Source organism: Neisseria sp. HMSC067H09 (genome assembly GCF_001814135.1).
In the GTDB taxonomy this organism is placed as follows: domain Bacteria; phylum Pseudomonadota; class Gammaproteobacteria; order Burkholderiales; family Neisseriaceae; genus Neisseria.
The window spans coordinates 1-20,312 of the sequence record NZ_KV814927.1 but is presented as its reverse complement, the minus strand read 5'-3'; the positions used below and the strand labels follow the sequence as shown (position 1 = coordinate 20,312).

The following is a 20,312-nucleotide window of genomic DNA, read 5'->3' as shown; positions in this document are numbered from 1 at the left end:
TCGTCTGAAACAGCCATTCCGCTTTTCAGACGACCTTTTGTTGTCCCTGATTACGCGGTTAATGTAAATATCGGTTTCAGATTCGGATAATGCCGCCAAATCGTTTAGAATACGGTTCTAATTGATTCTAATAAAGATACGGCAAGTAATGAACGCACAACGCATATTTTCCCTCTCGCTCAGCCTGATTGCCGCCGCGATTTTGTCGGCGTGTGCCTCCGAAAACGACGCGACTTCATCCAAAGAGCCCGGCTCTTCCCTGACCGAACCCGCTTCCATCCCCGCCCGCCGCGCCGAAGGCGAATCCAAAGTATTGTCCGATTACGGTCAATATCAAGGCGCGCTGGACGCTGCCAAACGCGGCGACGATATGTGGGTGCAACAATTCTTGGCGCAGGCGGGCGACAGCGCGATGGCTGAAACCGTCCGCAACGAATGGCTCAAAAGCCTCGGCGCGCGCGGACAATGGGATGTGTTCCGCCAAGAAAACAAAAAGCTGAATGCGGCGGGCCGGGTACAGGAAGTGCAATGCTATGCTGAACTGAGCAGCGGCAGCTACAACATGGCGGCAGAGCTTGTGCGCGTTACCAACAAGCTGCCTGCGGGTTGTACCCGTTTGATCGAAAGCGCGGCATCGGCAGGTCGTCTGAACAGCAACGACGCATGGCGCCGCGTACGCGGATTGTTGAGCAACAGCCAAACCACCGATGCACGCAACTTAGCCGCCGCATTGGGCAGCCCGTTTGAAGGCGGCACACAAGGTGCGCGCGAATACAGCCTTTTGAACGTCATCGGCAAAGACGCGCGCAAATCCTCTTCCGCAGCTTCTACGCTTTCCAGCATGGAATCCGATTTGAGCCGCGAGCAAAGCAGCTTCGCATGGGGTGTATTGGGACATCACCACGCGCAAAACCAAAACATGTCGACCGCGTTGAGCTACTACGGCCGCGTTTCCGACCGCAAACAACTGACCGACGAGCAATTCGAGTGGTACGCCCGCGCCGCCCTACGCCTGCAACGCTGGAACGAATTGTCCGGCATCATCCAACAAATGCCCGACAACCTGCAAAAAGACCCGACTTGGCAATACTGGCTGGGCCGCAGCTACGCCGCACAAGGCAACCAAAGCCGTGCTAAAGAAATGTACGAAAAAGCTGCCGCAAGCGGACGCAATTTCTACGCCGTCTTAGCAGGTGAAGAACTCGGCCGCCGCATCAATACCAAAAACAACGTTTCCGATGCCGATAAAAAAGACGTCCGCCGCATGGCAGACGACGGCGCCATCAAACGCGCGCTGGTTCTGTTTAAAAACAGCCAAAGCAGCAACGATGCCAAAATGCGCCGTCAGGCGCAGGCAGAATGGCGTTTCGCCACCCGCGACTTCAACGAAGACAACCTCCTGACTGCCGCGCAAGTCGCCTTTGAAAACCAGTTCTACGACATGGCGATCAACAGCGCCGACCGGACCGAGCGCAAACTCAACTACAACCTGCGCTACCTCTCTCCGTTTAAAGAGACTGCCGTCCGCTACGCCTCGCAAGCAGGCATTGATCCCGCTTGGGTTTACGGCCTGATCCGTCAAGAAAGCCGCTTTGTCATGGGCGCGCAATCCAGCGTCGGCGCGCAAGGCCTGATGCAGGTTATGCCCGCCACCGCCCGCGAAATCGCCGGCAAAATCGGCATGAGCAGCAGCGAACTCTACACCATGGACGGCAACATCCGCATGGGTACATGGTACATGGCAGATGCCAAACGCCGCCTGCAAAACAACGAAGTGATGGCAACCGCAGGCTACAACGCCGGCCCCGGCCGCGCCCGCAACTGGCAGGCTTCTACGCCTCTGGAAGGCGCGATTTACGCCGAAACCATCCCCTTCACCGAAACGCGCGACTACGTCAAAAAAGTCATGACCAATGCGACCTTCTACGCATCCCTGTTCAACGAACCGCAAACCTCGCTGAAACAGCGTATGGGAACCGTTCCGGGCCGTTATTGATTGACGCGGCTGTATCCGATCGGATTGTTTGACAGATACGGAAGCCAAACTTGAAAAAGGTCGTCTGAAAATGTATTTTCAGACGACCTTTTATATAAACCGGGTCTGACAAGGAGTTTATCGCAGGAATATTCGGTTAGGATGAGCTACTTGCTATCTGTTGTTCTTAGCCCCGATTGCGTGGGGTGATATGACTGCTTTTTGTTTCATGGGGAAATAAAGAAAACCCGTCGGATAATTGACGGGTTTTCGTATGGTGGCGGAGTAAGAGGGATTCGAACCCTCGATGCAGGTTGACCCCACATGCTTCCTTAGCAGGGAAGTGCCTTCAGCCTCTCAGCCATTACTCCTAAGGAAGTGCGTAATATACTGGTTTGACTCGGGCGTGTCAAGCTGGGCTTCAGGGTATTTTTTAACCGTATGAAATCATTTGTATAAAATATAAAGAAGCGTGAAATTGTAGCCCGTATGCGACGGCTGGTACAATTCATGCTTGGTTTCAGGATGTGATAAAAATGAATGATTTAATCGTATTGAACAAGCCTTATGGCGTGATTTGCCAGTTTTCGACGCATGAAAAGTATGGGTGTTTGAAAGATTATGTGGTGCTGCCGGACTTTTATCCGGCGGGACGCTTGGATACGGACAGCGAGGGTTTGCTGCTGCTGACAAACGACGGGCGTTTGCAGGCGTGGATTGCGGATCCTAGGTTTAAACTGGAGAAAACTTATTGGGCGCAGGTGGAAGGTTCGCCTGACGAAGCGAAGCTGGATATGCTGCGGCGCGGGGTGGATTTGGGGGATTTTGTCACGCGTCCTGCAAAGGTCCGCGTATTGGAAGCGGGCGAAGCGGATGTTTTGTGGCCGCGCGTGCCGCCTATCCGCGTGCGTAAATCTGTACCTGATTTTTGGGTGGAAATTCGGATTTCGGAAGGGAAAAACCGGCAGGTCAGGCGGATGACGGCTAAGGCGGGTTTTCCCTGTCTGCGTTTGGTCAGGGTGGCGATAGGTCGTCTGAACCTGTTTGATTTGGGCTTGGCGCTTGGGCAATGGACGTTTGCGCCGCATAAGCCTTGATGAATGGCTGTTTATTAAATTAATTGGCTGATAAAGAGAAAGGTCGTCTGAAACCCCTGCAATACGGTTTTCAGACGACCTTTGTTATTGGATATTAATGATGCGTATGACCGATTTGGAAGGTCATGGTGGTGTAGTTCGCCTGTTTTTGGCACACGCTTTGATCGGGGAAATCGGCTTTGTGTTCTACGCTGGCTTTCCAGAAGCCTTGACGCAGGGGGATGATGCTGACTTCGCCTTTGTCGTCCGTAGTATCGGAGAAGGCTTGGGCTTCGGTTTTGTGGGTTTTGCTGCGGTCGCTGGTGTCGAAACCGTCAAATGTGGCGGTAACGGTGGCGTTCGGCAGCGGTTCGCCGTTGAAAAGGACGCGGACTTTGAAGCGTTCGCCGACGTGGACGTTGGCGGGGTTGTCCAACGGAACGATTTCCAGATGTTGTCCGACTTGCTTGGTGATGACGGCGGTGTCTGCGCTTTCGTGTCCGACGTTGACGATGTTTTTACCGAACATTCGGGTTTGTTCGCAATAGCTGACGTCAGGCATTTCTTTGATGCTCGCCTGTTTCCAGCCTGCGCTGTTTTTGGACCAGAAGGTCGGTTGGTATTCGGCGGTAACGAGGTAGCTGCCGTCTTTGACAGGGAGTTTGCTGCGGTACTGGTAGTTGTACGTCCCTTTTTGAATCAGATTTTCTTTGCCTTTTTCGGTAATCAGCTGCATGGGCTTGCTGAAAATGTGCAGGCGGTCTTTGGCGATAGGTTCGAGTTCGGGGAACTCGCCGTAGCCCAATTCGGCTTGCAGGTATTCGCCGCCGTGTGTATGGGCGGTTTCGACCCAGACGCGGTGTGCTTGGGCGGTTGTGCTGAACAGGAGTGCGGATGCGATGAACAATGCGGTTTTTTTCATGGGTTCTCCAAATGTATCGGGTAGAAATTTGATTGGTTATAATATAACAATTTTATTTATAACAAAACGGTTTCATGAAAAAAAGGTCGTCTGAAAACAGGATTTCTGTTTTCAGACGACCTTTCGCTTAGCCGATGTTTAAGCGTTAACCGGCTTTAGAAGTAATATGGTGTACTCATTTTTAAATTGAATCAATAAATTGACAGATCTATTTTTGAAATAACTTTATTTTGCTTGTCGCTTTTGATAAGCACAAAAACCTCCTGCGTACAGGAGGTTTTTTGAGAAGCGGATTAGCGCAGTTCTGTATGCAGGCGGCTGAGGAGTGTAGAGGCATCGCTGCCGTTGTACGCGCTGCCATCTTTGTTGAGAAGGCGGATTCGCGAACCGCCGTTAACAGGCTCGACGAATACGATGATCTCGGGGTAGGCGGCCGGTTTCTCAACTTTTTTGCCTTTGCCCAGCATACGGCCGAAGAAGCCCGGTTTTTTCGTGGAAACGGCTTCGCTTTCGTTAGGCGCCTGTTGAACCAAGAAAGCGTGGCGTTCGATGTTTTGACCCAAGACATTCAAGCCGATGCGGTCGAGGGCGAGCGCGGTACGGCGCCAGTTGCGGCCGTAGTCGCCGGAGACGAGCAGGGTGTTGCCGTCGATTCGCGCCAATTCGTTGCTGCTGCGTTTGGCGACGCTTTGGGACAGCGCATTTTCGGCTTGTTGCTGATCGACGCCCAAGTATTGCATGAAGCGTGCGAGAAAGGCAGCTTCAAGATTTGGATCGTTGGCGGCAGGCTGCCAAGTGGTTGTATCTTTGTTTTTGTCTGCGTAAACTTCTTTCATGCCTTTGTGGGCGAAAAAGACGTCGGTTGTGCCGTTTCTGCCTTGTTCGATGCGGATGATGAATTTATCGCGCTCGCTGGTGGAATAGATGCCGCCCAAGCCGACTTTGTCCAAGAGGCGGCGCAAACCGTCTTGCGGGATTTTGGCGCGGTTTTCAGCCCATTCGGTTTCCATTTGACCGATGCCGGGTTCTTCGGATTTGATGTCGAAACCGTTTTCTTGCCAGAATGCTTTCAGTAAAGGCCAAATCTCGGCTGGGGATTTGCCTTGAACTTCAACCCAGCGTTGGTTCCCGTCGCGTTCCAAACGGACGCCTTTGACGGATTTGAGGACTTCGGAGTTGGCGGCTTGTTGGGTTGCCGATGTGCGGCGGCTCAGGTCGCTGGCACGGACGGCACCGCTGCCTGCGGGTACTTGATAGAGGTTGCCTTGATCGGGGTTGTTCAAATCAGGCGGTACTTCTAATTTGACGATTTTGCGTGTCTGGGTTTGGTAGTCCAGCTTAGGCAGGTCTTTTTTGTTGCCCGAACAGGCAGTCATGCTGATCAGGGCGATTGCTACGACGACAGGTTTCATATAGGTCATATTGGTTTCCTGTGGGATGTGATGGGTTAACGGCAGGTCGTCTGAAAACGGTTTTCAGACGACCTTTGCGGTTTATGCGGTGAGTTGTCCGGATTCTTGCAATGCGGCGCGGACTTTTGCCTGTCCGGCTTCGGTCAGGGGGACGAGCGGCAGGCGGACATAAGGGTCGCATTTGCCCAATGCGGAGATGCCCCATTTGGGCGCGGCAGGGCTTGGTTCGCAGAACATAGTGTTATAAATCGGAATCAGGCGGTTATTTAATTGACGAGCGGTCGCAATATCGCCTGCAAGGGCGGCGCGGCACATATCGGCGAAGAGTTTGGGGGCGACATTGGCGGCAACGGTCACAACGCCTTTCCCGCCGCAGAGCATGAAGGGCAGGCCGGTGGGGTCATCGCCGGAAAGGATGGTGAAACCTTCGGGCGCGTGTTTGATTAATTCGAGATTGCTGCCGATGTTGCCGCTGGCTTCTTTGACGCCGACGATGTTCGGGATTTTGGCAAGGCGCAGGATGGTGTCGTTGGTCATGCTGACGACGGTGCGGCCGGGTACATTGTAGATAATCATCGGAATCGAGGTGGATTCGGCGATGGTTTTGAAATGTTGGTAAATGCCTTCTTGGGAGGGCTTGTTGTAATAGGGGACGACGGAGAGGGTGTAGTCTGCACCGGCTTTTTCGGCGGCGCGGGAGAGCGCGATGGCTTCGAGGGTGTTGTTGGCGCCGGTGCCGGCGATAACGGGAACACGCTTGTTGACGTGTTTGACCGTTTCTTCGATTACGCTTAAATGTTCTTCGACGGAGAGGGTGGCGGATTCGCCTGTCGTGCCGACGGCGACGATGCCGTCGGTACCGTTTTCGATATGCCAGTCGATCAAATCGCGGAGTTGTTCGTAATGGATGCTGCCGTCTTGATTCATGGGTGTAATCAGGGCAACCAAACTGCCTTGTAACATAAGGAAACCTTTTATTTGTAGGGCGGAAGAGGGTTTGCTTCTAAAGGGAAGGAAATGCTTGGAATTGTAGCTTACTTTGTTGTTTGTGTGAAACATCTTGACCGGACGGTAGCCGTGCGAAGCTGAACGTAATGTTTATCTTAATGAATAATGATGTTTTTAATCAAAAATTTAGCATATTTTCATAGTGAAATGCCTGTCAAGGATTAAAAAGTGTTAAAGTCTTGCGGCGATGATTTTTGCTTTATCGAAGCCCGTTTCAGACGACCTTTTTAAGTTTGTCCGACTGTGTATAATACCTTCCCTCATTTTTCATCTTCACACTCTATTTAAATTTCTCAACAAAATGACACACCCAAATTCCCCGCAGTCCGAATTTTTACGCGGCATCAAAGAATGTTCGCCCATGCTTATCGGGCTTTTGCCGTGGGCGCTGATACTCGGCGTACAAGGCGGGCAGAAAGGGATGAGTTGGCTGGAAATGCTGCTGATGACGGGCATGAACTTTGCCGGCGGCTCGGAATTTGCAGCGGTCAACTTGTGGGCAAACCCGCTGCCGATACTGATCATCGCTACCGTTACCTTCATGATTAATTCGCGCCATATTCTGATGGGGGCGGCAATCGCGCCTTATATGCGGGATATGCCGCTGAAAAAAGCCATGCCCGCGCTGTTTTTTATGTGCGACGAAAGCTGGGCGCTGGCGTTTGCGGAAATCCAAAAGCGCAAGGCGATGGGGCTGCCGGCGTTCAATATGCCTTATTACGCGGGCGTGTGCTTTATCCTTTATACCACTTGGATCGGCTTTGCGGCGTTTGGCGCGGCGGTCGGGCCGATGTTCGGCGACGTCGCGGCATGGGGGTTCGGCATGGCGTTTCCTGCCGTATTTTTGGTGCTGCTGCGGGGTATGTGGAAAAGCTTTAAGGCGGCACGCCCGTGGTTTGTCAGCCTGATTGTGGCGGGTGGGACTTATTTGTCGGTGGACGGGCATTGGTATGTGCCGATGGGCGCGATTTCCGGCCTGCTTGCCGCCTATCTTTGGGGAGAGAAGGAATGAAGGATTTGCTCTCTTGGCAGTCGTTCCTGCTGTTTGCCAGTATGCTGGCGGTAACGTATTCCACCCGCCTTATCGGTTTTTTTGCCTTGCGCAACCGCACTTTAAGTCGCCGCGCACAAATCGTGATGGAAGCCGCGCCGGGTTGCGTGTTGATTTCCGTCATCGCGCCTTATTTCGTATCCGACAAGCCGCACGATTTGATTGCCATTGCGCTGACCGTGCTTGCCGCAAGCAGGTTTTCCATGTTGGTTACCGTGTTGATCGGCGTGGGCAGTTCTGGGCTGTTGGGGTATTTGATGCGCTAGGCGGCTGCGTTTGAGTGAAACCGGTTACACCTGCTTTCAGACGACCTTATCTTGTTATAATGTCGTCTGAAATTTTTTATAAAGCAAAATCATGGCAAACCAAAGACTCATCTACGGCTTCCACGCCGTCAACGCCCGCCTGTGGCAGAACCCGAAATCGATTACCGAACTCTACGTCCAAGAAGGCAAAAACGATGCCCGCACGCGCGACGTGTTGGAGAAGGCGGCAAATGAAAACGTGCGCGTACACTTCGCCGATGCCGACCGCCTAAACGCCATCAGCAAAGGCGCGCGGCATCAGGGCGTGGTCGGGTTTATCGACGCTTCCAAAAACCACGTTCACCTCGAAGACGTATTGGAAAACCTGAGCGAACCGCCGCTATTGCTGATACTCGACGGCATCACCGACCCGCACAACCTCGGCGCGTGCCTGCGTACCGCCGACGCAATGGGCGTACACGCCGTCATTGCGCCGAAAGACAAAAGCGCGGGGCTGAACGCTACCGTCAGCAAAGTCGCCTGCGGCGCGGCGGAAACCGTCCCCTACATCACCGTAACCAACCTCGTCCGCACCCTGCGCGAGCTGAAAGAATACGGCATCTGGATCATCGGCACCGACATGGGCGGCGACGCCGACCTCTACCATTGCGACCTGCCCGACAGCGCGGCATGGGTGATGGGCAACGAAGGCGAAGGCATGCGCCGCCTGACGCGCGAACATTGCGACATGCTGGTGTCGATACCCATGTTCGGCACGGTCGAAAGCATGAACGTCTCCGTCAGCGCGGGGATGGTGTTGAGCGAAACGCGCCGTCAAAGAGTGTTGAAAGCAGAGAAATAGGGCTTAGGTTTGTAAACAGAAAACGTCGTCTGAAAACCGGAAATTTGGTTTTCAGGCGACGTCTGTACTGTATTTTCACCTAATTTAAAGGTTCACTCCCTGAATATGTTCTACAACAACTGATTGACAGACATATTGATCCTGTTTTCTATTGGATAACTGAAAAAACATAGTAGAAGTAGATTTTATCCTATGATGCGGACAAGGAGTTGTGCCGATTGAAGTAAAGGTAGAAGGAGATTTGAGGGTAAAGAGCGAGGTTTATGTAGAGCATTTGTTGTATGAACAGGCTTTTCAATGGTGAATTATTGGAAACAAGAGGGATAATGAATGAACTGTTGTATAATATTGGGTCTATATTTAGAAGAGAGTTAAGGAAATTGTAATGATTGATAAGGAATTTATCGCATTTGCTTCAAATATTTTAGGAGATACTGATTATGGACTAAGTGGCAGTGAAATATGCAAATATTTTGCTGATTATGCTGTGACTTATAGAGTTGCCATCCCCTATTCATCTTATCCTGATAAAAATTTTCCTAATAAAAAGACTGCATTGGAAAAAAATTTAAAATGTTTTAAGCCAGAGCAACAGTTTAAAATTATTCTTGATTTATGTGGATTGCCAAAATTTAGTGAAAATGAGAAAGTTAAAGATTTATTAATAAAATTAGTAGGCAGATATTCTAAATTATCTGAGGGATTGAGTGAACTACCTGAAATGGTTATAGAAATAAAAGAATGGTTAGATGATTATCCTAAGGCTAAAAAACACTATGAAGATGCATTAAATAAAAATGCTAATAATCTTTATGGAAGAAATTTATTGGATGATTTTAGACTTTCATTGGAAATGTTAGTTCAGGAAATTTTAGGTAACTCAAAATCTTTAGAAAATCAGAAATCTATTTTAGGCAATTTTTTTAAAGTAAAGGGAGTTTCATCTGAAGTTAGTAACCATTATATTGAAATAATTAAATTTTATACCCAATATCAAAATAATAATGTAAAACATAATGAAAATTTTAAAGAAATAGAAGTTGATCTCATGATTGAAGAAACAGCATTGTTAATGAGATTTTTAATTAATTTACATAAATATGGTGGTTAATATCATATAAGTGTTTAAAACAATATTTAATAATGAAAAAAATACTAAGTTTATAATAATTTTGACTAATTTTTTTATGAAAAAACTATTAAATAGGAAAATATTTTCAATAGGATCTAATAAGGAAACTATTTGCAAAAATAGGATATTAATGAAATTTTATACATAAAAATATTCTAAAAACTTTTTAATTGACTAAAACCTTTCTGATATTGAGTATAAAGTAGGGAAAATCAGAAAGGTTTTTATTTTAAAATTTATTAATTATTTTCATTAGGTTATGTTATTTCAAATGTTTGAGGTTTTCAGACGACGTTTTTCATGGGCGGGTAGCGTCGTCATGCCCGCACGTTCCGAATCCGTCAGTCTGCCATGATATAGGTATTTTGTATTTGAATTTAGACTATTGACGGTTTAACCTCCCCTGCATAACAAACGTCGTCTGAAAACCAAATTTCCGGTTTTCAGACGACGTTTTACTTAGAGGCTATTCTATTTATCCGACCATTTCATCGACTTTGCGTTGATAGCTTTTCAACAGCTCCGCCGAGTGGGCAAATCGTTCGGCTTCGTCGTCTGAAAGTTGCAGGTCGATGATGCGGACCGCACCTTGGCGGTTGACGACGGTCGGTACACCGATATACACGCCGTTTTGTCCGAACTCGCCTTCAAGCAAGGTGGATACGGGCAGCACGACGCCTTGATTGTGCAGGATGGCGTTGGAGATGCGGCTCAAGCCCATGCCGATGCCGTGGCTGGTTGAGCCTTTGGCGGCGATGACTTCGTAGGCGGCATTGCGCACGGTGGTATAGATTTTGTCCATACGCGCCTGCCCGTCTTCTGATTGTTCTAACATCTTCTGAACGGACATACCGGCGATGTTGGCGGTGCTCCAAAGCGCAATGATGCTGTCGCCGTGTTCGCCAATCATCATGGCATCGACGCTCCAAGGTGCGACGTCGAATTCGTTGCCCAGACAAACGCGGAAACGGGCGGAATCAAGGATAGTGCCCGAGCCGATAACGCGCTCTTTGGGCAAACCTGAAAAGCGCAGGACGGCATAAGACAGTACGTCCACGGGATTGGAGGCAACCAAGAAGATGCCGTCAAAGCCCGAAGCCATGACTTTCGAAACGATGTCGCGGAAGATGCGCAGGTTTTTGTCGATTAAGTCCAAACGGGTTTCGCCGGGAGCCTGCGCCGCGCCCGCGCAAATACACACGATGTCCGCATCCGAACAATCATCGTAATCGCCGACGTAAATACGCGCAGGCGAGGCGGCATAAGGCATTCCGTGGCGGAAGTCGCGCGCTTCGCCTTCCGCGCGCGTGCGGTTGATGTCGATTAAAACCATGTCGTCGCACAAGGCTTGGTTGAGCATGGAATAGGCGTAGCTGACACCGACCGCGCCCAAGCCCACAACGACTACTTTATTACCAACTTTTTTCATGTTTGTTCCTGTTTGTTTGTGAATAGGAATTATTAATAACACCAAGGCAGGGTGGCGTCAAATTTCAGACGACCTGTTTGCTTTGTAGCGGATTGTAGTGGAAAAATAAGCACATAAGCCGTTTGCCGGTCAGGGCGGAAGCAATGGCAAGAAAAGCAGGGAAGAGGATTGATATAATGCAGTATATTTATTTTGATTTAAGTCATGAATATCATCATAAAACCGTTATATTATAACTTACGGAGTGTATCCGAAAATTCGGACGGATTTTGTTTGCAGACATTGCCGCCGAAATACGGAAACACAATAGTCATGAATCACGATAATGAAAGGAAACGAATGAAAGCGAAATCTTTATTGGCGGTTTTGGCTGCCACCTGCATTTTGTCCGCTTGCAGCAGCGCAGGCAGCAGCTTGGCGGACGGGCTGACCAAACCGTTTGATCCTAATGCAAAAGATTGGAAGCAACTGACTGTTTCCGAATCTGTTCCCGATGGCGGCGTATTGGAGTTGACCGACAGGGGCGGTAAAACCCAAACCCTGAAAAAAGGCGGGGTTTTGGATACGGGTTATCTGAAAAACGACCGTGTTTCCGATTTTGACTATGTGAAAAAAATCAATGTAAATGGACAACTTATCGAATTGGAGCGCGGTGATTTCTTGGTGTATAAACAAAACCATTCCATCGTTGCTGCCACTTTGGCAAAGCAGAAAACCAATCCGGCAGATGGAGCGCGTTCCGAGACATTCGATTTTCATGTTAACGAAATTCAGGGGCAGGACATTGCTTTCGGTAATCTGCCTAAATTGGGGCAAATAAACTACAAAGGTATCGCGTTCAACGGCGACGACCGCAGCGGGCGTTTGTCTTATACGGTTGATTTTGAGAAGAAACAAGGCAGCGGAAGCATCAGCGGAATGCATAGCGGCTATAACGTCGAATTGGCGAAAACCGACATCCAAGCCATGGGCAACGGCTCAGGCTTGAGCGGCAAGGCTATGAAGGACGGTGTGGAAAAAGGCAGTTACGAGCTGAAGCTTTTCGGCAGTAAAGCTGAAGAAATTGCCGGTAAGGCTAAAATCAACGACGGGGGTAAAACTCAGGAAATCGGTTTGGCCGGTAAGAAAGAGTAGGGCGGGACAATCCTCAGTCTGACAGATAAGGTCGTCTGAAACCTTTATTTTAGATAAAAGGTTTCAGACGACCTTTTTGTATCGGCAATTTGGAAAATATAGCTAAATGACTTTATTTGCGATACGCAACTTACCGGGTATCGTCATTCCCGCCCTCGCGTAGGCGGGGGCGGGAATGACGGAATTTGATGATATGTTGTATTTAAAGTTAAGTATGTTTGCTATATGGTTTGTAGGTGTGGATGCTTTGGACTCAAGCAACTTTCATGATGCGTTCGATTTCATGCCAAAAGCCGTCGGGGCGCAATTCGAGTTTGGCGATTAAGCCGCTTTCGATTTGGCGGACGTCTCGGTCGGACAGGGTTTGCGCCTCGGCGACACGGGCGGGGGCAAGGTATGCCATGCGGTCGATGAGGTGGTAGCGTGCGCCCTCTGTGGTCGGATATGCCGACCAGTCTCGGATAAAGACGCCGCGCCAGCAGTATGGGTTCAGCGGGGCTTCGGCGGAATCTGCGCCGACGGGGAAAAAGCCGATGCCGCGTATGATTGAGGCGGGTTGCGGCGCGTCGGGGAGGCGGTTTTGCCGCAGGGTTTCGCTGCCTTCGGGGGATTGAAGCAGGGCGAGTTGGCGGGGCAGTTTGGCAGCTTTGGCGGCGAGGGTGTCTTTGGAATTGAGTCCGCACAGGTCTGCGGATTTGCCGCTGTCGCTGCCGTAATATTTGCAGGTCAGTTCGATATGATAGGGTTTGCCGTTGATGGAGGCGATGAAATCGGCGGCGCCTTGCGTGAGGTCGTCTGAAAACACGGGCAGGTTATAGGCGTGCAATTCGGTATGCGGCGCGTGGGCGAACCAAAATGCGAGCAGGCGTTCGGCGTAGATGCCGAGTCGGTTGCTGAAGGGGGCGTGTTCGGCGAGATAGTTGTCCAGCGGGGCGGGATTGCCGTCCAAATCCAAAAGATAGCGGAAGCCGCGTTCGCCCAATAGCTCGCGGACGCTCAATTCGCAACCGCTTTGCCAAAGCGGCGGGGCGGTCAGCAGGGTGGCGAGGTCGCGGACGGTCGGGGTGGTGAGTTTCCACCATAGGGCATCTAGGGCGTAGTTCATGGCTGTATCTGGTTGATAGTTTGGCTGAGATCGTCTGAAAACTTGATTGAAGGTTTTCAGACGACCTTTTCAGTCTTTCTTCTTCAAGCGATGGCTGACGGTATTGAAAAAGCCGCGCAGGATGTCGATGTCTTCGGTTTGCGTGTTAGCGCGACCGAACAGGCTTTGCATACGGCGCATCAGACGTTCGCTGTTGCGGCGGTTGAAGAAGCCGATATCGTCCATGACGCTTTCCATGTGGGCGACCATGCCTTTGATTTGTTCGTGGGTGGCGGCGTGGTCTTCCTGTTGCAGGTGGGTCATGGGCATATTGGTCTGGCTGAAGATTTCGTAACACACAACTTGCACCGCCTGGGCGAGGTTGAGCGAGAAATAGTCAGGGTTGCCGTTGATGGTCATCAGACGGTTGCATGCCTGCACTTCTTCGATGCTCAAGCCAAAGGTTTCGTTGCCGAAGACGAGGGCAACTTGTTCTCCGCGTTGTGCCGCCTGCAATAATTCGGGAACCAGTTCGCGCGGGGTTTGCAGCGGCGCGGTGATTTCGCGGCGGCGGCTGGTAAGGGCGCAGGCGAGCGTGGTGTCCGCGAGGGCTTCGTCGAGTGTGGCGGCAATCACGGCGTTGTGCAATACGTCTGCCGCGCCGGAAGCGAGGATGAAACTTTCCTCCGGCAGTTGGAAATCTTGCGGGCTTTCGGGATTGAAAACGGGCGGCTGCCCGGTCATCGGCGTGGACATCAAATTCGGGGCGACAATGGTGAGTTTGTGCAGCCCCATAGTTTTCATGGCGCGGGCGGCGGAGCCGATATTGGCGGGATGGCTGGTGCGGGTGAGGATGATGCGGATGTTGCCGAGATAGTCGGGCAATTCGGGCTTGGCTGAAGTCATGTTTTGTTTTCGGTTTGTTCGGGAATCGGGTATAATACGCCATCTTTTTGTTTTCAGACGACCTTTCGCCTTTGGGCTTGAGAGGTCGTCTGAAATGTTCTTTAACAACGTCGGAAACGTACAAACGTTGCGTCCGGTGCAGATGCGCCGGACGGTATTTTACCTGATTTAGAAAGAAAACCCATGAATCCGTTTTTAAATACCGCTTTCAAAGCCGCCCGTAAAGCCGGGCAGATGATGATCCGCGCAAGCGGCAATCTGGATGCCGTCAAAGTTGACAGCAAGGCATTCAACGATTTCGTTTCCGACGTTGACCGCAATTCCGAGATGATTTTGGTGGAAGCGCTCAAAGAGGCTTATCCGCATCACAAAATCACTTGCGAAGAAGGCGGTTCTCACGGCAAAGCCTCCGCGGAATACGAATGGATTATCGATCCGCTCGACGGCACGACCAACTTCTTACACGGCCATCCCCAATATGCGATTTCTATGGCACTGCTGCACAAAGGCGTGTTGCAGGAAGCTTTGGTGTACGCACCTGAACGCAACGATGTTTACATGGCTTCGCGCGGCAAAGGCGCGTTGCTCAACGACCGCCGTATCCGCGTTTCTTCCCGCATTGAGTTGAACCGCTGCTTGATCGGTACCGGCTTCCCTGTTGTCGATCAAAGCATGATGGACAAGTATCTGGCTATTTTGAAAGACTTTTTGGCAAAAACGGCCGGAGGCCGCAGAGAAGGCGCGGCTTCGTTGGATTTGTGCGCCGTGGCGGCCGGCCGTTTGGACGGTTTCTTCGAGTTCAACCTCAAACCTTGGGATATTGCCGCAGGCGCGCTGATTGTGCAGGAAGCCGGCGGTATCGTTACCGATATGTCCGGCAATGAAGGCTGGCTGGAAAGCGGCGATATTGTGGCAGCCAATCCGAAAGTGCTGGCGCAAATGTTGCAAATCATTAGCGTCCATCTGTAAACAGGAGGTCGTTTTAATACGGTGTCGTGATTTAGCAATAGTAGGAATATCATCCATGTTACTTTCAGGAGCAGATAACTACCTTTTATCGCAATCTGAAAACAGGGATTCCGATTAATGATAATATGCTCAAAGAATTGATTTGCAACAGGCAACCCCTCTGCCAATCTGATAAATGACGAACCGTATTGTTGTGAATAATATGAAGAAAAAAACTTTTTTGAATCGTCCCAAGACATCCGTTTTCCGCACCGGGCAAATTGCTGCCGCGGTGTGCGCGGCAGTATGCGCGGCAACGGCGCAGGCTTATCCTTTGCAGGCTATTTTAAGGGATGCCATGGTGTCCGACCCGATTGTGAAGGAAGCGAAAGCAACCGAAGATTCGGCCAAAAGTACGACGAAGGCTACCCGTGCGCGCCATTATCCCGTGTTGACGCTGACAGGTACCAAAGTTTTGGCGCAGAAAAACAAATATTCCAGCAACGATATGAATGACGGTGTCGGCATACGCGGAACTTTGAATGTATATTCATGGGGCGCCATCAATGCGGCGGTACGGCGCGATAAAAACAGAGAGCAATACTACCATCATCGTTATTTCGAAAATCAGGAACGTCTGGGCAGCGACATCGGCAAACTCTATTTGACCGCATTGCGCGCGAAAGAAATCCTGCGCATCAACCGTCAGAGCTTGGTCCGCCACAATAATCTTCTGAAAGATTTGAATATTATCGTGAAATACGATAGCGGCCGCCGTTCCGAACTCATTGAAGCGCGTGCGCGCCTGTTGCAGGTCGAATCATCCATCGCGCAACAACAACGCACGATGGAATTGGCGTTGAGCCGTTTGTCCCGCTACACCGGACGGCAGTTGACGGCAGAGGATTTGGAAGATCCGTTTGCCAACGACAGCGCGGAATCATTGGTCCGCCGTTTCAAAGCAGCTGATAACAATACCAATCCTTCCTATCAGGCGCAGGTGGCAGAACGCGACAGCGTGAAGGCAGATTTGGACGTTTCCAAAGCAGAGCGCCTGCCCGCCGTGAATCTGGAAGGTAATGCGAACCGCGACAACAGACAGCTTTATTTAAATGTGGCATGGAATGTCTTGGACGTTGCCGCGCGCCATAATGTGCAGAAAAATGCCGATGCCCTGATTGCCGCCGAATCGAAATCCGAGCAGATTATGCGCGACATTACCGAGAAAACCCAAACCGCCGAAATCGACATGCGCGAGAGCGAACGCCGTGCCGATATTGCCGCGCAACATATTGCCGCTCAAAAAGACGTGGTTAAAACTTACGAGTTGCAATTCAAAATTGCCCGCCGCACGCTGACCGACGTTTTGGGCGCATACAACGAATTGTCCAGCATCGAGCAGGAAAACATTTCGGCGCGCAACGATTTCCGCGATGCCGCGTTGGATTATCTGGCTGCGCAGGCGCAAATGGCGAATTGGGCAGGCTTGAAGCAATAACATAAAATCTTAACATCATTACTCATTACGCGAATTATCATGAAAGCAATCATTGAACATATTGTGTTGGTTACCCGTCTCTTAGGGGCGCCTGTGTCAGAAGCCGCGCTGACGGCAGAGGTGGTGCGGGATAAAAAACTCAATGTCAACTATCATTCCCTCGTCGAAGTCTTACGCAGCCACGGCTTTGAAAACACATTGTCCAAGCGCAATCTGGAAGACATTCCATCGCTTGCCGTTCCTGTGATGATCATTCTTCACAACGAAGAGGCAGCCGTCATTACCAATATCGAAGGTTCGGGTCGGAACAGGAAATATCATATCCGTCAGGTAGATGGCTTGGAGCAGCAGCTTGATCATGACCAGCTTTCCGGTCTGTATCTGGGTTACTGCTGGTTTATCAAGCCCAAAATGGCGGCGGACACGCGTTCCGAACTGCCCGAATACCACCTCCCCAAAGCATGGTTTTGGAAAGTCATTTGGCGTTTCCGCAGCTATTACTATCAAGTGATTTTGGCGACCGTCATCATTAACTTCCTCGCCTTGGTCAGCTCGTTGTATGTCATGAACGTGTACGACCGCGTCATTCCCAACCAAGCCTATGAAACCCTGTGGGTTTTGAGTATCGGCGTTGTCCTCGCCATTTTGTTCGAATTTGCCGCCAAGATGATACGTGGGCATTTGACCGACATCGCCGGTAAAAAGGCCGACCTGATTATCAGCTCTGCCTTGTTCCGTCGCGTGATGGCATTGCGTCTCGCCGACCGTCCCGCTTCGTCCGGCTCATACGCCAACAACCTGCGCGAATTTGAATCCGTACGCGAATTCATGACCAGCGCGAGCCTGTTGACTTTGGTGGACTTGCCGTTCCTGTTGCTGTTTATCTTTGTTATTTCGATAGTCGGCGGCAAATTGGCTTTGGTTCCTTTGGCGATTATTCCGATTGTCGTCATTGTCGGCTTCATCGTCCAACGCCCTTTATCGCGCCACATTAACGAATCCATGAAAGAAAGCTCGCAACGTTCAGGCCTTGCCGTAGAAGCCATCGAAGGCATCGAAACCCTGAAAACCAACAACGCGACTTCATGGGCACAACAACGCTGGGACGAATACACCGCCAAAACCTCCGCTTCATCCATCAAAGTAAAAGATACCAGCAACTTCATGGTCAACTTCGCCGTTGCCATGCAGCAGCTCAATACTGTCTTTTTGGTCGTTGTCGGTACCTATCTGATTCATGCCGACAACCATGCGGAACGGATTACCATGGGTGCGCTGATTGCCTCCGTTATTCTGTCCGGCCGCGCGTTGGCGCCGTTGGCTCAAGTTGCCGGTCTTGCTACCCGCTTCCAACAGGCGAAGCTGGCGTTAAGAGGCGTGAACGACATTGTTTCCCGTCCGATCGAACGCAGTCCCGAACGCAAATACATTACTTTGGATAACGTTCAAGGCAATATCGCCTTTGAAAACGTAACATTCAAATACAAAAACGAAAGCAACAACGCAGTTGACGAGTTACGCATCAACATCCGACCCGGTGAAAAAGTCGGTATCCTCGGACGTATCGGCAGCGGTAAAAGTACCATGCTGAAGCTGGCGAGCGGTCTGTACGACACCGAAAAAGGCAACGTAACCCTCGACGGCGTCGATATGCGCCAACTTGATCCGAATTTCCTGCGTAACCAAGTCCTCCTGTTCAGCCAATCTCCACGCCTTTTCTTGGGTACATTGCGCGAAAACATGGACTTGGCGCGTACCGACAGCTATTCGACCGACCAAGACCTGCTGACCGCACTCAAACGTTTCGGTCTGGACCAAATCATCCGCAACCACCCGAGAGGCTTGGATATGCCTTTAGGTGAAGACGGTTTGGGTCTGTCCGGCGGTCAAAAACAAATCATCGCCCTCGCACGCATGACGCTGCGCGACCCCAAAGTCGTTCTTTTGGACGAGCCGACAACCAGCCTCGACCAAGGTACCGAACGCATGGCATTGAACGCGATTGCCCACTGGGGACGCAACCGCACCATGCTTTTGGTCACCCACCGTCCGCAAGTGCTGCAAATCGTTAACCGCATCATCGTAATGGAAAACGGCAAAGTCGTTATGGACGGCCCGCGCGATTTAGTGTTGCAAAAACTGATGCAAAACGAGCAAAACAAAGTCAAAGCAGCACAACAAGCGCAGGAAAACCAACGTCCCGGCGAAGCGGCGCAAGCATGACGAAAAGGGAAAAGGTCGTCTGAAAACACAAGCAGAAAGCGTTTCAGACGACCTCTTTGAAAACAACAAACAGATACCGAAGATTCATCATTATGAGCGAAAACAACGTTAAATCCAAAGATCTGCATCTCATTAACGATTTGAATGCAGCCTTGCAAAAAGAAAAACACAGCGGCCAATTTTGGGTCATCATCCTGTTTTTCCTGCTGCTCGTCGTCTTTGTCGTATGGGCATACAACAGCACTGTCGAAGAAGTAACCCGCGGCAACGGCAACGTTATCCCCAGCAGCCGCGAACAAGTCATCCAAAGCCTGGACGCCGGCGTCATTACCCAAATGATGGTTAAAGAAGGCGATTTGGTCGAAAAAGACCAAATCCTGCTGAAGCTCGACGATACGCGCAGTCTTGCCGTATTGCGCGAGAGCGAAGCCAAAGTCCAAAACCTCGAGGCCACCATCGCCCGCCTGAAAGCCGAAGCTTACGGCGGCAAACTCACGTTCCCCAACAGCGTCAGCCCCGAACTCCGCCGCCGCGAAACCGCCGCATATAACGCCCGCCGCCAAGCCATGACCGATGCCGTACAAAGTCTGGTACAAAGCAAAGCGGCGCTTGACCGCGAAATCGCCATTACTGCACCTATGGTGGCACAAGGCGTCATGTCCGAAGTCGAACTCCTCAAAATGCGCCGCGAATCCAGTGATCTGACCCTGCAAATTGCCGAACGCCGCAACCGTTACAGAACAGATGCCAACAACGAACTGGTGCAATCCGAATCCGAGCTGGCGCAATCCAAAGAAAACATGGCAATGCGCGCCGACCCGGTTGACCGCTCCCAAATCCGCTCCCCCATGCGCGGCATCGTCAAAAACATCAAAATCAATACCATCGGCGGCGTAGTCAACCCGGGCGAAGAAATCATGCAAATCGTCCCCGTTGACGACAAACTCCTTGTCGAAGCCTATATCCGTCCGCAAGACATCGCCTTCGTTCGTGCAGGACAGCCCGCACTGGTCAAAGTCAGCGCATATGACTACTCCATCTACGGCGGATTGGAAGGCAAAGTTACCCTTGTCGGCGCAGATACCGTCAGCAACTCCATGCAAAGCCGTGCCAACGATCTGAAGCTCGACCCCAACCAAGTTTACTACCGAGTCATCGTCCAAACTGAGAACAACGCCCTGAAAGACAAAAATGGTAAAGACATGCCGATTATTCCGGGCATGGTTGCCACAGTGGACATTAAAACCGGTGAAAAAACCATCTTCCAATACCTGATCAAACCGATTACCCGTATGAAACAGGCATTGAGCGAGCGTTAATTTTCCGAATCAAACTTGCTTAACAGTCAAAAGGTCGTCTGAAAAACCGGTACAGGTTTGAACTGGCCCCCAAATCTTGGACACTCAT

The 20,312-nt window shown here is 50.7% G+C and carries 17 protein-coding genes and 1 tRNA gene; 11 read left to right on the top strand and 7 right to left on the bottom strand.

The genetic code is table 11. The features are described from left to right. The first annotated feature begins 148 nt into the window (after nucleotides 1–148). A complete protein-coding gene (locus tag HMPREF2954_RS08105) occupies nucleotides 149–1,996 on the top strand; it encodes a lytic transglycosylase domain-containing protein (protein WP_045072865.1) in 1,848 nt (615 codons plus the stop codon). A 257-nt stretch (nucleotides 1,997–2,253) separates the two neighbouring features. Here HMPREF2954_RS08105 and HMPREF2954_RS08100 read toward each other — a convergent pair. Next, a tRNA-Ser gene (locus HMPREF2954_RS08100) sits at nucleotides 2,254–2,346 on the bottom strand. 165 nt (nucleotides 2,347–2,511) lie between these two features. Between HMPREF2954_RS08100 and HMPREF2954_RS08095 the strand changes: the two genes are divergently transcribed. After that, nucleotides 2,512–3,072: a pseudouridine synthase gene (locus HMPREF2954_RS08095; RefSeq protein ID WP_045072864.1), complete on the top strand. Its 561-nt coding sequence runs from the start codon at nucleotides 2,512–2,514 to the stop codon at nucleotides 3,070–3,072. 94 nt (nucleotides 3,073–3,166) lie between these two features. On the opposite strand, the gene HMPREF2954_RS08090 is transcribed toward HMPREF2954_RS08095, so the two are convergent. The 3 genes from HMPREF2954_RS08090 to dapA all read right to left on the bottom strand — a co-directional run bounded on the left by HMPREF2954_RS08090 (nucleotide 3,167) and on the right by dapA (nucleotide 6,348). Beyond that, complete coding sequence (locus HMPREF2954_RS08090) at nucleotides 3,167–3,973, bottom strand: DUF4198 domain-containing protein (RefSeq protein WP_045072863.1); 807 nt, start codon at nucleotides 3,971–3,973, stop codon at nucleotides 3,167–3,169. Nucleotides 3,974–4,266: 293 nt separating this feature from the next. Further along, complete coding sequence (gene bamC / locus HMPREF2954_RS08085; RefSeq protein ID WP_045072862.1) at nucleotides 4,267–5,394, bottom strand: outer membrane protein assembly factor BamC; 1,128 nt, start codon at nucleotides 5,392–5,394, stop codon at nucleotides 4,267–4,269. 72 nt (nucleotides 5,395–5,466) lie between these two features. Further along, complete coding sequence (gene dapA / locus HMPREF2954_RS08080; protein ID WP_045072861.1) at nucleotides 5,467–6,348, bottom strand: 4-hydroxy-tetrahydrodipicolinate synthase; 882 nt, start codon at nucleotides 6,346–6,348, stop codon at nucleotides 5,467–5,469. 346 nt (nucleotides 6,349–6,694) lie between these two features. Between dapA and HMPREF2954_RS08075 the strand changes: the two genes are divergently transcribed. The 4 genes from HMPREF2954_RS08075 to HMPREF2954_RS08060 all read left to right on the top strand — a co-directional run bounded on the left by HMPREF2954_RS08075 (nucleotide 6,695) and on the right by HMPREF2954_RS08060 (nucleotide 9,662). Then, nucleotides 6,695–7,405: an AzlC family ABC transporter permease gene (locus HMPREF2954_RS08075; RefSeq protein ID WP_045072860.1), complete on the top strand. Its 711-nt coding sequence runs from the start codon at nucleotides 6,695–6,697 to the stop codon at nucleotides 7,403–7,405. Beyond that, nucleotides 7,402–7,710 (top strand): AzlD family protein, encoded by a 309-nt coding sequence (locus HMPREF2954_RS08070; protein WP_045072859.1) that lies wholly within the window; start codon nucleotides 7,402–7,404, stop codon nucleotides 7,708–7,710. Before HMPREF2954_RS08075 ends, HMPREF2954_RS08070 begins: the two co-directional genes overlap by 4 nt. A gap of 91 nt (nucleotides 7,711–7,801) precedes the next feature. Further along, nucleotides 7,802–8,551 carry a 23S rRNA (guanosine(2251)-2'-O)-methyltransferase RlmB gene (gene rlmB / locus HMPREF2954_RS08065; protein ID WP_045072858.1) on the top strand — a complete coding sequence of 250 codons (750 nt, stop codon included), beginning with the start codon at nucleotides 7,802–7,804 and terminating at the stop codon, nucleotides 8,549–8,551. A gap of 385 nt (nucleotides 8,552–8,936) precedes the next feature. Beyond that, nucleotides 8,937–9,662 carry a hypothetical protein gene (locus tag HMPREF2954_RS08060; protein ID WP_045072857.1) on the top strand — a complete coding sequence of 242 codons (726 nt, stop codon included), beginning with the start codon at nucleotides 8,937–8,939 and terminating at the stop codon, nucleotides 9,660–9,662. A gap of 496 nt (nucleotides 9,663–10,158) precedes the next feature. Here HMPREF2954_RS08060 and HMPREF2954_RS08055 read toward each other — a convergent pair whose 3' ends face one another. Continuing rightward, nucleotides 10,159–11,112, bottom strand: coding sequence for an L-lactate dehydrogenase (locus HMPREF2954_RS08055; RefSeq protein WP_045072856.1), 954 nt, complete (start codon nucleotides 11,110–11,112; stop codon nucleotides 10,159–10,161). Nucleotides 11,113–11,451: 339 nt separating this feature from the next. Here HMPREF2954_RS08055 and HMPREF2954_RS08050 point away from each other — a divergent pair, with 339 nt between their 5' ends. Next, nucleotides 11,452–12,246 carry a factor H-binding protein gene (locus HMPREF2954_RS08050; protein ID WP_045072855.1) on the top strand — a complete coding sequence of 265 codons (795 nt, stop codon included), beginning with the start codon at nucleotides 11,452–11,454 and terminating at the stop codon, nucleotides 12,244–12,246. Nucleotides 12,247–12,499: 253 nt separating this feature from the next. On the opposite strand, the gene HMPREF2954_RS08045 is transcribed toward HMPREF2954_RS08050, so the two are convergent. Then, nucleotides 12,500–13,351: a DUF1853 family protein gene (locus HMPREF2954_RS08045; RefSeq protein ID WP_045072854.1), complete on the bottom strand. Its 852-nt coding sequence runs from the start codon at nucleotides 13,349–13,351 to the stop codon at nucleotides 12,500–12,502. Between the two features lie 69 nt (nucleotides 13,352–13,420). Beyond that, complete coding sequence (locus HMPREF2954_RS08040; protein ID WP_045072853.1) at nucleotides 13,421–14,236, bottom strand: RNA methyltransferase; 816 nt, start codon at nucleotides 14,234–14,236, stop codon at nucleotides 13,421–13,423. A 183-nt stretch (nucleotides 14,237–14,419) separates the two neighbouring features. Here HMPREF2954_RS08040 and HMPREF2954_RS08035 point away from each other — a divergent pair, with 183 nt between their 5' ends. The 4 genes from HMPREF2954_RS08035 to HMPREF2954_RS08020 all read left to right on the top strand — a co-directional run bounded on the left by HMPREF2954_RS08035 (nucleotide 14,420) and on the right by HMPREF2954_RS08020 (nucleotide 20,224). Further along, a complete protein-coding gene (locus HMPREF2954_RS08035; RefSeq protein WP_003756839.1) occupies nucleotides 14,420–15,205 on the top strand; it encodes an inositol monophosphatase family protein in 786 nt (261 codons plus the stop codon). A gap of 175 nt (nucleotides 15,206–15,380) precedes the next feature. Then, nucleotides 15,381–16,682 (top strand): TolC family protein, encoded by a 1,302-nt coding sequence (locus HMPREF2954_RS08030; RefSeq protein ID WP_045072852.1) that lies wholly within the window; start codon nucleotides 15,381–15,383, stop codon nucleotides 16,680–16,682. Between the two features lie 39 nt (nucleotides 16,683–16,721). Next, complete coding sequence (locus HMPREF2954_RS08025; protein ID WP_003767962.1) at nucleotides 16,722–18,905, top strand: type I secretion system permease/ATPase; 2,184 nt, start codon at nucleotides 16,722–16,724, stop codon at nucleotides 18,903–18,905. Between the two features lie 92 nt (nucleotides 18,906–18,997). Then, a complete protein-coding gene (locus HMPREF2954_RS08020; RefSeq protein ID WP_003756845.1) occupies nucleotides 18,998–20,224 on the top strand; it encodes an HlyD family type I secretion periplasmic adaptor subunit in 1,227 nt (408 codons plus the stop codon). Nucleotides 20,225–20,312 lie beyond the last annotated feature (88 nt).

Bases quoted from the DNA above. Each gene is read 5' to 3' on its own strand.
- rlmB (WP_045072858.1), top strand. From the start codon at position 7,802: ATGGCAAACCAAAGACTCATCTACGGCTTCCACGCCGTCAACGCCCGC.
- HMPREF2954_RS08050 (WP_045072855.1), top strand. From the start codon at position 11,452: ATGAAAGCGAAATCTTTATTGGCGGTTTTGGCTGCCACCTGCATTTTG.
- HMPREF2954_RS08045 (WP_045072854.1), bottom strand. From the start codon at position 13,351: ATGAACTACGCCCTAGATGCCCTATGGTGGAAACTCACCACCCCGACC.
- HMPREF2954_RS08095 (WP_045072864.1), top strand. From the start codon at position 2,512: ATGAATGATTTAATCGTATTGAACAAGCCTTATGGCGTGATTTGCCAG.
- HMPREF2954_RS08090 (WP_045072863.1), bottom strand. From the start codon at position 3,973: ATGAAAAAAACCGCATTGTTCATCGCATCCGCACTCCTGTTCAGCACA.
- HMPREF2954_RS08070 (WP_045072859.1), top strand. From the start codon at position 7,402: ATGAAGGATTTGCTCTCTTGGCAGTCGTTCCTGCTGTTTGCCAGTATG.
- HMPREF2954_RS08055 (WP_045072856.1), bottom strand. From the start codon at position 11,112: ATGAAAAAAGTTGGTAATAAAGTAGTCGTTGTGGGCTTGGGCGCGGTC.
- HMPREF2954_RS08025 (WP_003767962.1), top strand. From the start codon at position 16,722: ATGAAAGCAATCATTGAACATATTGTGTTGGTTACCCGTCTCTTAGGG.
- HMPREF2954_RS08030 (WP_045072852.1), top strand. From the start codon at position 15,381: ATGACGAACCGTATTGTTGTGAATAATATGAAGAAAAAAACTTTTTTG.
- HMPREF2954_RS08035 (WP_003756839.1), top strand. From the start codon at position 14,420: ATGAATCCGTTTTTAAATACCGCTTTCAAAGCCGCCCGTAAAGCCGGG.
- HMPREF2954_RS08060 (WP_045072857.1), top strand. From the start codon at position 8,937: ATGATTGATAAGGAATTTATCGCATTTGCTTCAAATATTTTAGGAGAT.
- HMPREF2954_RS08020 (WP_003756845.1), top strand. From the start codon at position 18,998: ATGAGCGAAAACAACGTTAAATCCAAAGATCTGCATCTCATTAACGAT.
- HMPREF2954_RS08075 (WP_045072860.1), top strand. From the start codon at position 6,695: ATGACACACCCAAATTCCCCGCAGTCCGAATTTTTACGCGGCATCAAA.
- HMPREF2954_RS08040 (WP_045072853.1), bottom strand. From the start codon at position 14,236: ATGACTTCAGCCAAGCCCGAATTGCCCGACTATCTCGGCAACATCCGC.
- HMPREF2954_RS08105 (WP_045072865.1), top strand. From the start codon at position 149: ATGAACGCACAACGCATATTTTCCCTCTCGCTCAGCCTGATTGCCGCC.
- dapA (WP_045072861.1), bottom strand. From the start codon at position 6,348: ATGTTACAAGGCAGTTTGGTTGCCCTGATTACACCCATGAATCAAGAC.
- bamC (WP_045072862.1), bottom strand. From the start codon at position 5,394: ATGACCTATATGAAACCTGTCGTCGTAGCAATCGCCCTGATCAGCATG.